Origin of the sequence: Massilia sp. WG5, assembly GCF_001412595.2 — a bacterium.
Taxonomy (GTDB): domain Bacteria; phylum Pseudomonadota; class Gammaproteobacteria; order Burkholderiales; family Burkholderiaceae_D; genus Telluria.
Genome location: NZ_CP012640.2, coordinates 1,443,716 through 1,455,111, shown reverse-complemented (window position 1 = coordinate 1,455,111; position 11,396 = coordinate 1,443,716). Strand labels below are relative to the sequence as shown.

At 64.0% G+C, this 11,396-nt stretch carries 8 protein-coding genes and 1 riboswitch; of the genes, 5 read left to right on the top strand and 3 right to left on the bottom strand.

Features of this window, described 5'->3' with window-relative positions; genetic code table 11:
* Positions 1-68: 68 nt before the first annotated feature.
* Positions 69-157, bottom strand: a riboswitch (Fluoride riboswitch).
* Positions 158-280: 123 nt separating this feature from the next.
* Together clpB and AM586_RS06315 are read left to right on the top strand one after the other, a co-directional pair.
* A complete protein-coding gene (gene clpB, locus AM586_RS06320; protein WP_047826444.1) occupies positions 281-2,893 on the top strand; it encodes an ATP-dependent chaperone ClpB in 2,613 nt (870 codons plus the stop codon).
* 104 nt (positions 2,894-2,997) lie between these two features.
* Positions 2,998-4,554: a DUF2235 domain-containing protein gene (locus tag AM586_RS06315; RefSeq protein ID WP_052234440.1), complete on the top strand. Its 1,557-nt coding sequence runs from the start codon at positions 2,998-3,000 to the stop codon at positions 4,552-4,554.
* Between the two features lie 38 nt (positions 4,555-4,592).
* Here AM586_RS06315 and AM586_RS06310 read toward each other — a convergent pair whose 3' ends face one another.
* Complete coding sequence (locus tag AM586_RS06310; protein WP_047826443.1) at positions 4,593-5,177, bottom strand: PEP-CTERM sorting domain-containing protein; 585 nt, start codon at positions 5,175-5,177, stop codon at positions 4,593-4,595.
* Positions 5,178-5,384: 207 nt separating this feature from the next.
* The gene (locus AM586_RS06305) at positions 5,385-6,140 is read right to left on the bottom strand and encodes a PEP-CTERM sorting domain-containing protein (protein ID WP_082439692.1); all 756 of its coding nucleotides are present in this window, start codon (positions 6,138-6,140) and stop codon (positions 5,385-5,387) included.
* A 455-nt stretch (positions 6,141-6,595) separates the two neighbouring features.
* Between AM586_RS06305 and aceA the strand changes: the two genes are divergently transcribed.
* From aceA to AM586_RS06290, 3 genes are all read left to right on the top strand, one after another.
* Entirely contained in the window at positions 6,596-7,894 is a 1,299-nt protein-coding gene (aceA, locus tag AM586_RS06300; protein ID WP_047826441.1) for an isocitrate lyase, read from the top strand.
* Between the two features lie 146 nt (positions 7,895-8,040).
* Entirely contained in the window at positions 8,041-9,228 is a 1,188-nt protein-coding gene (locus AM586_RS06295; RefSeq protein WP_082439691.1) for a 23S rRNA (adenine(2030)-N(6))-methyltransferase RlmJ, read from the top strand.
* A 136-nt stretch (positions 9,229-9,364) separates the two neighbouring features.
* Complete coding sequence (locus tag AM586_RS06290) at positions 9,365-10,642, top strand: EAL and HDOD domain-containing protein (protein WP_047826440.1); 1,278 nt, start codon at positions 9,365-9,367, stop codon at positions 10,640-10,642.
* A gap of 3 nt (positions 10,643-10,645) precedes the next feature.
* On the opposite strand, the gene AM586_RS06285 is transcribed toward AM586_RS06290, so the two are convergent.
* Positions 10,646-11,395, bottom strand: coding sequence for an SAM-dependent methyltransferase (locus AM586_RS06285; protein ID WP_047826439.1), 750 nt, complete (start codon positions 11,393-11,395; stop codon positions 10,646-10,648).
* Between the last annotated feature and the right edge of the window lies 1 nt (position 11,396).

The following is an 11,396-nucleotide window of genomic DNA, read 5'->3' as shown; positions in this document are numbered from 1 at the left end:
TCTGGTCCCGGACATGCGACAGGCTGGAGGCGTGCGCCTGCAGCTCCGGATGGCCGAGATCGGACCGGGAACGTGCAGGCATCATCAGCCCCGAAGGGCGGTTTGGTGTCGAACGGTGTCGAGCGATACGGGGAGGAATGCCATCTCCGCTGATTATTGTAGCTCAGTAATTTTTTGCCGGCCAGTGGCGCGTAAACACCATCCCGCATCTTGAAAAACCGTTGCCGCATCCCTAACTTGGTTCAAACTCGAGAACTCACCTACCACTAGGGGTAATAACATGCGGCAAGACAAACTGACGACCAAGCTTCAGGAAGCGCTGGCGGATGCCCAGAGCCTGGCGGTCGGCAACGATAACCAATACATCGAACCGGCGCACCTGCTGAGCGCCCTGTTGAGCCAGGACGACGGCAGCGCGCGCTCGCTGCTGCAGCGCGCCGGCGTGAACGTCGGCGCGCTGGCGACCGCCCTGCGCGGGCTGATCGAGCGCCTGCCGAAGGTGTCCGGCACGGGCGGCGACGTCCAGGTCGGACGCGAGCTGGTGCAGCTCCTGAACCTGGCCGACCGCGAATCGCAGAAGCGCGGCGACCAGTTCCTGTCCAGCGAGATGGTCCTGCTGGCGCTGACCGACGACAAGTCCGATGCCGGCCGCCTGGCGCGCGAGCATGGCCTGGCGAAGAAGGCGCTCGAGTCCGCGATCCAGGCCGTGCGCGGCGGCGAGAACGTGAATTCGCAGGACGCCGAAGGCAACCGCGAAGCGCTGAAGAAATACACCCTCGACCTGACCGAGCGCGCCCGCATGGGCAAGCTCGACCCGGTGATCGGCCGCGACGACGAGATCCGCCGCGCGATCCAGGTGCTGCAGCGCCGCACCAAGAACAACCCGGTGCTGATCGGCGAGCCGGGCGTGGGCAAGACCGCCATCGTGGAAGGCCTGGCCCAGCGCATCGTGAACGGCGAGGTGCCCGATTCGCTGAAGGGCAAGCGCGTGCTGTCGCTCGACATGGCGGCCCTGCTGGCCGGCGCCAAGTTCCGCGGCGAATTCGAGGAGCGCCTGAAGTCCGTGCTGAAGGAACTCGCGCATGACGAGGGCATGACCATCGTCTTCATCGACGAGATCCATACCATGGTCGGCGCCGGCAAGGCCGAAGGCGCGATGGACGCCGGCAACATGCTGAAGCCGGCGCTGGCGCGCGGCGAACTGCACTGCATCGGCGCGACCACGCTCGACGAGTACCGCAAGTACGTCGAGAAGGATGCCGCGCTGGAGCGCCGCTTCCAGAAGATCATGGTCGACGAGCCGAGCGTGGAGGCGACCATCGCCATCCTGCGCGGCCTGCAGGAGAAGTACGAACTGCACCACAAGGTCGAGATCACCGACCCCGCGATCATTGCCGCGGCCGAGCTGTCGCACCGCTACATCACCGACCGCTTCCTGCCCGACAAGGCGATCGACCTGATCGACGAAGCGGCCTCGAAGATCAAGATCGAGATCGACTCCAAGCCGGAAGTGATGGACAAGCTGGACCGCCGCCTGATCCAGCTGAAGATCGAGCGCGAAGCGGTCAAGAAGGAAACCGACGAAGCCTCGCAGCGCCGCCTCGAGCTGATCAACGACGAGATCGTGCGCCTGGAGCGCGAGTACAACGATTACGAGGAAATCCTCAAGGCCGAGAAGGCTGCGGTGCAGGGCACGACCCATATCAAGGAAGAGATCGAGAAGATCCGCCTGCAGATGGAAGAAGCCAAGCGCCAGAGCAACTGGCAGAAGGTGTCGGAACTGCAGTACGGCCGCTTGCCCGAGCTGGAAAAGCAGCTGAAGCAGGCCGAGGAAGCCGGCGAACAAGCGGAAAGCGATGGCGACAAGCCGCGCCTGCTGCGCACCCAGGTCGGCGCCGAGGAGATCGCGGAAGTGGTCTCGCGCGCGACCGGCATCCCGGTGGCGCGCATGATGCAGGGCGAGCGCGACAAGCTGCTGCACATCGAAGAGAAGCTGCACGAACGCGTGGTTGGGCAGGACGAGGCGATCGAAGCCGTGTCCGATGCGATCCGCCGTTCGCGCGCCGGCCTGGCCGACCCGAACCGTCCGTACGGCTCCTTCATGTTCCTGGGCCCGACCGGCGTCGGCAAGACCGAGTTGTGCAAGGCGCTGGCCGCCTTCCTGTTCGATACCGAGGAAGCGCTGATCCGCATCGACATGAGCGAGTTCATGGAGAAGCACTCGGTGGCCCGCCTGATCGGCGCGCCGCCGGGCTATGTCGGCTACGAGGAGGGCGGCTACCTGACCGAAGCCGTGCGCCGCAAGCCCTACAGCGTGATCCTGCTGGACGAGATCGAGAAGGCGCACCCGGACGTGTTCAACGTGCTGCTGCAAGCGCTGGATGACGGCCGCATGACCGATGGCCAGGGCCGCACCGTCGACTTCAAGAACACGGTGATCGTGATGACCTCGAACCTGGGTTCGCACAAGATCCAGTCGATGGACACCGACGAGCCGGCGGTGGTCAAGATGGCCGTGATGGCCGAGGTGCGCGGACACTTCCGCCCCGAGTTCATCAACCGGATCGACGAGATCGTGGTCTTCCATGCGCTCGACGAGAAGAACATCGGCGCGATCGCCAAGATCCAGCTGGCGGGCCTGGAGCAGCGCCTCGAGAAGATGGAGATGTCGCTCGACATCAGCGACGCCGCCCTGCAGAAAATCGCGGAGGCCGGCTTCGACCCGGTGTACGGCGCGCGTCCGCTCAAGCGCGCGATCCAGCAGCAGATCGAGAATCCGCTGTCGAAGGCGATCCTGTCCGGCCGCTTTGGGCCGAAGGACACCATCCACGTGGGGGTCAACGGCAGCGAGCTGACGTTCAGCGGGGAGCCGGCGGTGGAGCTGGCGAAGTAAGCACCGGTGTTGATACTTCACTGAGTCGCCGCAAATCGGAATACCCCTCGGGCGAGGGGTATTTTTTTGCATTTGAAAGTAACTCTTGAACAAGAAAGGAATGGATGAAGTTGTCAAGCTTCTTGTTCCGACAGCTCGTGTATTGCCTTCCCTTGCTGCTGAGCGCTTGCGCAATGGTTTCAGGCGGTGTGCCGCTCCCGGTGACGGCCGGCGATCGGGAATTGATCAAGGCAGCGCAGGCATTCGCGAATGGACCTGTACCGTTGATTCGCCATGAGCTGGACGGCAGGCCCAACAGGATATTCAAGGTCGCGTTCGACGGCACGATGAACGACCGCTCCAGGGTGCCGCCATCCGAGCAGGAGACGGTCGTGGCGTCGATTGCGCGGCGTATCGATGCGCGTTACTTCCCCGGGCCGGGAATGCAGAACCCGCATTTCATCAATCTGGTCGATGCCGCTTTCGGCTATTCCAGTGCATCGATCGCGGAAGGGGCGGAAGAGGTATTTTTCGAACAGGCCAATGCTTGGCTGGACGCGGCGCCCGATACCGAAGTGCGCGTTTTCGTTACCGGATTCAGCCGCGGTGCCGCGATCGCGCGCCATTTCATCAATCTGGTGGTACGCGACTGGCCGCACAGGACACGCGGGCGCGCAGTGGCGCCTCATTTCTACGCGATGCTCTTTGACACGGTGTCCACCGGCCAGACTGACGCTTTGGACCTGTCGCTCCCCATGTCGCTGGACTACCTCGTGCACTTCGTTGCCAAGGACGAGCCACGCTTCTTGTTCGTCCCGGTATTCGATCGAGAGGTCGCGGCCGACCCCGACCGGGTCACCAGAGTCTTTAACCTATGGGGGCTGCCACAACCGCAAAGAATCAACCTGGTCCAGTTGCCCGGTGCGCATTCGGATATCGGGAGCGCCTACGATCGCGGCGTCGCAGTGCTGTATCGCAGTCTATCCGAGCAGCTTCTTTATGAGATGGGATTACTCGAGCAGAACTGCTGGGAGACCTCTGAGGACGTCTATACCGATGGGAAGCACGATTCGCGAGGGCTGCTGGACCGTATGATCGGCGCGCCTGCCGCGAATTCGGCAGGTTCGAAGCCGAGACAATATCTTCCTGTGCTGTCGCGCGCGCCCGGCTTTCAGGAAGCTGCCGAGCTGAACGACCGGCTGTCGAGGATGGCGATAGCCAACTACCAGCGGGGAGCCGGGACGGCACGCATACGGAATGAACGCCACTATCCTGCGTTCGAGGTCAGGCGGCAAAGCGACGAGCTTCAAATCCTTCGCTTCGAACCGGCGGATCTCATCGACAAGGCGTCCATCGAGTTCAAGATCAGGGACGGCCAGCGGCGTCTTACCTACCGCTTTATTCCACCGTATGACACTGGCGGCTCGTCGCTACTGCTTTCTGATCCCATCTGGAACCGATTGCCGGACGGCCGTGCGGCCAGGATCTCTTACAGTGCGGTGCGGCGCAGCGACGGCATCTATCTGGCCAGCTATGTAGACGATGTGTTGGCCATTTCCGAAAGAATCAACGAAGCTGATTCCTCCGACGTTGCCGATACCCGACGCCGTTGCCAGACGGATGAGCGAGGTAACAAACGCAGCCCTTTGAGAAGCTTCGTCATCCCGGCCGCCGGCGATTGAATCGCCGGCGGTGATTGCCTGGCCGGGGCCGGCGTCAGTCAGCGGCGCGCCTTGCGCCGCCGCGCCATCGCCCCCAGCACCGCCAGGCCGCCCAGCATCATTGCGTAGGTCTGCGGTTCGGGCACCGGCGCCAGCGGGATGTTTTCCGACAGTAGGCTGCCGACCTTGCGGCCGCCGTCGCCATTGAAGAAGTTGACCTTCACGTGCGGCGACGTGAAGTCGGTGGCGCCGCCGTTGAAGGTGAACTTGAAGACCATGTCGTCCGACAGCGCGATGTGGTCGCCGGAGAAGCACAGGCTGGCGCCGGCATGGGCGCCGCCGCCGCAGCCGTTCGCGTTCAGCTCATTGCTCGACAGCGTCCAGTTGGCCGCGCCGCCCGGCGCCGAAAGCAGGCTCACGCCGTCGAAGCTGCCGAGGCCCTTCAGCTGCAGGGCACCGATGGTATTCGCGCCGGCCCAGTCCCCGGTCGGGTGGGCGGCGTCGATTTCGAGGGTCAGCACATTGTCCATCCAGGACGATGTAAAGGTGACGCCCTGGTACTCCAGGGTGCCGGCCTGGGCCGAGGCGATGGCGCCCACAGCCAGCAGCGAGGAAAGCAGCGTCTTTCGGATCGTGGTATTCACTTTCGTTCTCCTTTTGCCTTGTGTCGCAGGTGCCGGCCCTTCGCGTCCTGCGAACGGACCGGCGGTGCGGATGAGTCCGCAAACTCAGCGTATTCGGAGAGGACGATGCACTCTGTTAAGCAGCTAACTCAGCTTTTGTAACACCCATATGGACGCCAAAATGGAAAACGGCCGCACGCGGCGGCCGTCGGCGGGAAGCGGCAGCGCTCAGCCGCGGCGCTTGCGGCGTGCGACCAGGCCCATCAGGCCGAGGCCGGCCAGCAGCAGGACGATGCTCTGCGGTTCCGGCACGGCGGCCGCGCTGTCGGCGGCGCTGCCGGATCCGGCGCCGGTCTGGTTCCCTGGCGGCGTGCCGACCGGTTCGGTCGTGCCCTGGTCGGCCAGCGGCGGGATCTCCGTGACCGGGACGCCGCTGCCATTCGCCGACCCGGAACCGCTGCCGGCGCCGCTGCCGGCGTTCGTGGCGGGCGAGGCGGGCAGGGTCTGCGACAGCAGGTCGCCGGCTTTCTTGCCGCTACTGTCCACGAACTGCACCTTGACGTGCGGATCGATCGCCTGGACGCCCTTGCCGCTGAAGTTGAAGCTGAACACCATGTCGTCACTCAGCGCGATCTGCTGGCCGAAGAAGCACAGGCGGCTGCCGGCCTGGCCGCTGGTATCGCTCGAGCAGCCCTGGGCGTTCAGTTCGGAGGCGGAAACGGTCCAGCCGGTGCTGCCCTTCGGCGCCGCGGACACGCTGACGCCCGTGTAGGTGCCGATGCCGTCCAGTTCCAGCGCCGCCAGGCCGGTCGCCTTGGCCCAGCCGTCGGTGCGGCCGGCAGCGTCGATTTCCAGGGTCAGGACATTGCCCGACCAGTTCGAGCTGAAGGTGACGCCATCGGTGGTGAGCAGGCCGGCGTGGGCCGGGACGATGGCGGCGCCGGCGAGGGCGGCGAACGCCATGCTGTTCAGTGTCTTGTGCATTTTTTCCCTGGTGATGAGGATGGCCGGCTCAGCCCGGGCGGCCGGCGGTCTTTATAAGTTTTGGTAACAGGCAAACGGCATATTGAAGAAATTGATGATTTTTGTCAATTTTTCATTCTCTACTGCAATGTTTTTTGTGGGATGCCGGTAAATACGCAACAATCTCACCGATGAGCCGCATCGAACCCAGGGTCTATACCGACGATTTTCCACTATCCGAAATGCTGTTCGTGAATATGAAAACTGCACAAAAAGGGCAGGCCCACACGCTTCCATTCTGAGAAATTATCTTCCACATCATGGAATGATAGGTCTAAGTAATTGATGGATAAGGCAATAAAAATATTCCTATGTCTTATATAAGAGTGTTGGTGCTGCGCACAAGCGGGCCTAAGATATCGGTAACGAAGCTTCTTCCAACTCAGCTTTCATCATTCATCATCAGGAGAACAAGCATGGCAACTCGTGAACAGCAAATCGCCGCCCTCCAGCAGGACTGGGACAACAACCCGCGCTGGAAGGGCGTGGTCCGCAATTACACGGCCGAGGACGTCATCCGCCTGCGCGGTTCGGTGCAGATCGAACACACCATCGCGCGCCGCGGCGCCGAGAAGCTGTGGGACCTGGTCAACAACGAGCCCTACGTCAACGCCCTCGGCGCGCTGACCGGCAACCAGGCCATGCAGCAGGTGAAAGCCGGCCTGAAGGCGATCTACCTGTCCGGCTGGCAGGTGGCGGGCGACGCCAACCTGGCCGGCGAGATGTATCCGGACCAGTCGCTGTACCCGGCCAATTCGGTGCCGATGGTCGTCAAGCGCATCAATAACACCTTCCAGCGCGCCGACCAGATCCAATGGTCGGAAGGCAAGGACGACATCGATTTCTTCGCCCCGATCGTGGCCGATGCCGAGGCCGGCTTCGGCGGTGTGCTGAATGCGTTCGAACTGATGAAATCGATGATCGATGCGGGCGCGGCCGGCGTCCACTTCGAAGATCAGCTGGCTTCGGTCAAGAAATGCGGCCACATGGGCGGCAAGGTCCTGGTGCCGAGCCGGGAGCAGGTCGAGAAGCTGACCGCGGCCCGTCTGGCGGCCGACGTGATGGGCACGCCAACCCTGGTGATCGCCCGCACCGACGCCGAGGCGGCCGACCTGCTGACCTCCGACGTCGATCCGATCGACCAGCCTTTCTGCACCGGCGAGCGCACCGTGGAAGGCTTCTACCGCGTCAAGCCGGGTGTTGAACAGGCGATTTCGCGCGGCCTGGCCTATGCGCCCTACGCCGACCTGGTGTGGTGCGAGACCGGCAAGCCGGACCTGGCCTTCGCCAAGCGCTTCGCCGAGGCGATCCACGAAAAATTCCCGGGCAAGATGCTCGCCTATAACTGCTCGCCTTCGTTCAACTGGAAGAAGAACCTGGACGACGCCACCATCGCCAAGTTCCAGAAGGAGCTGGGCGCCATGGGCTACAAGTTCCAGTTCATCACCCTGGCCGGCTTCCACGCCCTGAACTACAGCATGTTCAACCTGGCGCACGGCTATGCACGGCGCGGCATGTCGGCCTTCGTCGAGCTGCAGGAAGCCGAATTCTCGGCCGCCGACAAGGGCTTCACCGCGGTCAAGCACCAGCGCGAGGTCGGCACCGGCTACTTCGACGCCGTGACCCAGACCATCCAGCAGAACCAGAGCTCGACGACCGCGCTCCATGGGTCGACCGAGGATGAGCAGTTCTTCGACGAGAAAAAGGTCGCGTAAGCACACGCAAGGCTTTTAATTGGTTTCCTCCGTTGTTCGCGGTGGCAGCCGCAGCGCTCAAAAGGCGCTGCGGCTTTTTTAATTTTTGGGAGCGGGGCGCATCTGGGCGATAATGGCATCTTTCTTGCCTCATCCTTGGAATCACCATGTTCAGCTACCGCCACGCCTTCCACGCGGGTAACCACGCCGATGTCCTGAAGCACTTCATACAGGTGCAGCTGCACCAGTACATGAATCAGAAGGACGCGGCCTATACCTATATCGACACCCATTCCGGTGCCGGCGTGTATGCCCTCGACAGCGCGCAGGCGGTGAAAAGCGGCGAATACCTGGACGGCATCGCGCGCCTGTGGGAGCGCGACGATCTGCCGCCGGCGCTGGCCGACTATGTGAACCTGGTGCGCGCCATGAACCCTTCCGGCCGCCTGCGTTACTACCCCGGCTCACCCTATGTGGCCGAACAGGTGGCGCGTCCCGAAGACCGGCTGCGCCTGTTCGAACTGCACCCGGCCGACACGCGCCTGCTGGTGGATAATTTCCGCAAGCTGGAGGCGCACAAGGCCGAGCAGGGCGAACGTTCGCGCGGGCGACGCATCCTGATCGACCATGCCGACGGTTTCCATGGACTGAAAGCGCTGCTGCCGCCGCCGTCGCGCCGCGCCCTGGTCCTGATCGACCCGCCGTATGAAGTCAAGCTCGACTACAAGCATGTGCGCGACGCGCTGGAAGAAGCCCTCGGCCGCTTCCCGACCGGCATCTACGCGGTCTGGTACCCGGTGCTGCAGCGCATGGAATCGCGCCAGTTCGCCGACCGCCTGAAGCGCCTGCCGGCCAAGGAATGGCTGCACGTGACCCTGACGGTGGCCACGCCGGGACCGGACGGCACCGGCATGCACAGCAGCGGCATGTTCATCCTGAACCCGCCCTACACGCTGGAGCCGATGTTGCGCGAAACCATGCCCTACCTGGTGCAGGTGCTCGGCCAGGACAGCGGCGCTACCTTCCGCATCGAAAAAGGCAGCCAGGTCACCGGGACGACGGTCGGCACGCGCGGCCTCGACAGCGGTCCGCGCAAGCCGGTCGGCAATGCACGCCGCGCCAGTCCGCTGTCCGGCGCCGGCAGCCTGCGCCTGCCGGGCCAGCCCTTCGGCGAAGGTCCGCGCAAGCGCGAGGGCGCTGGTACGGGCACTGGGGCCGGCAAGGAGGCCGCGGGCGAGCGCCCGGCCCAGCCGTCCGCCGCGCCGGCCAAGAAGAAAGTCCCCGCCTTCCGCTACGCAGACCAGAACCAATCGGCCGCGCGAAGCAATAAACGCAAGACGCCAGGCCGCGGCTGAAGCCACTTCGTAACGATTTGATACGATGTCGAAATGTAAAGACTACGCGTCTGTAGTATAGTCGAAGTGGTGCCGGGCGATCCCTTGGCCCCGGCTCGCATTTGCGTGCCGAAATTGATTCTCAGGAGTTTTTACGATGCACGCGGATGCAACGGCAGTCACGTCCATGCCGTCCGATGAATTCTTTCTGGCGCGCCAGCCCATTCTCGGGCGCGACCAGAAACTGGTGGCGTTCGAGCTGCTGTTTCGGGCTGCCCCGGAGCACGAGGACGCGCAACTGACCGATTACGCCGCCGCGACCGCCACCGTCATCGCCCACGCTTCGCAGCTGGGCATGGAGCAGGTGGTGGGGGAGCAGCTCGCCTTCGTCAATGTCGACGAGGTGGTGCTGATGAGCGACTTCGTCCGTTTCCTGCCGCCGGACCGGGTGATCCTCGAGATCCTGGAAACCGTGCAGCCCACCGACGAGGTGCTGGCCCGGGTCAGGGAACTGAAAGATCTCGGCTTCAAGTTCGCCCTCGACGATGTTATAGGACATTCCGAGCAGGTTAGCAAGCTGATCGATCTGGTCGACGTGATCAAGATCGACCTAAAGGGTGTCAACCGCGAGGAATTGGTGCGCCTGGCAACCAGCTTGCGCGGCGCGCGCCATAAATTGCTGGCTGAAAAGGTCGAGACGGTGGAAGAATTCCGCCTCTGCCTGGAGCTCGGTTTCGAATATTTCCAGGGCTATTATTTTGCGCGTCCGGCCATCCTGTCGGGCAAGAAGATCTCGCCGTCCGAACTGGTGGTGCTGCGCCTGCTCGAGCTGATCGGCTCGAATGCCGACAGCGCCGCCATCGAGGCCGCGGTCAAGCGCGACGCGCTCCTGAGCCTGAATCTGCTGCGCCTGGTGAACAGCCGCGCCGCCGGGCCGGACCGTCATATCGAATCGGTGTCGCAAGCCCTGGTCCAGCTCGGCCGCAACCAGCTGCAGCGCTGGCTGCAGATCCTGCTGTACAGCGCACCGGATGGCCGGGTCGAGCTGAATTCGCCGCTGCTGCAGATGGCCACCACGCGCGGCCGCCTGCTGGAGCTGATGAGCCAGACCCTGCATCCGGGCGACGTCGCCGGCGCCGAGGCCGCCTTCACGATCGGCATCATGTCGCTGATGGATGCGCTGCTGTCGCTGCCGATGGACCGTATCCTCGACCGCGTCGACGTCTCGCAGGAGGTCAAGGCGGCGCTGCTGGACCGCGCCGGCGACTACGGCGCGATGCTGAGCGTGGCCGAGGAGCTGGAGGGCAAGCAGTGCGGCCGTGCCCTCGCACGCGCCCTCGACAGGCTGGGGCTGTCGGTCAAGCAGATCCGCGAGATCGAACTGGCGGCCTTCGACTGGGTCCGCGGCCTGGGTGCGGACTCCCGTACCCACTGAGTCCTACTGCCCGAGCAGCAGGAACACGGTCGGCTTCTTGTGGAAGTCCGGCCCCTTGTTCGCCGCCAGCGCGGCTTTCCACTTGGCCGCCGTGAGCGTGCGCACCGATTCGCTGGGCAGCGACAGGTCGGTCGCCACGCAGATCAGGGTGCCCGGCTGGCAGGCGCCGGCCAGGGCTTCCAGCATGGCGGCGTTGCGGTAGGGCGTTTCGATCAGCAGCTGGGTCTGTTTCTCGGCGCGCGAGCGCTGTTCCAGCTGCTGGATGCGCTTGGTGCGCTGGGCCGCATCGGTCGGCAGGTAGCCGTTGAAGGCAAAGCTCTGGCCGTTCAGGCCGCTCGCCATCACGGCCAGCAGCAGCGAGGACGGGCCGACCAGCGGCCGCACCGTGATCCCGTGCTGGTGGGCCAGGCGCACCAGGTCGGCGCCCGGATCGGCCACCGCCGGCACCCCGGCTTCCGACACCAGGCCGGCATCCATACCCTCCAGCAGCGGCGCGAGCAGGGCGGCCAGGGCTTGCGGCGGCGTGTTGACGTTCAATTCCGAGATCCGGATTTCCTGCAGCGGGCGCGCCAGCGGATGGTCGACCGCCACCAGTTTCAGGAAGGCGCGCGCCGTCTTGGCGTTCTCGGCCACGAAATACTCGAGCTTCGAAGCGATGTCCTGCACCTGTTCGGGCAGGATGTGGGACAGGGCGTGGGGTGCGGCCTCGGTCGGGCCGAGGGTGTTCGGGATCAGGTAGAGAGTGCCTGGCATG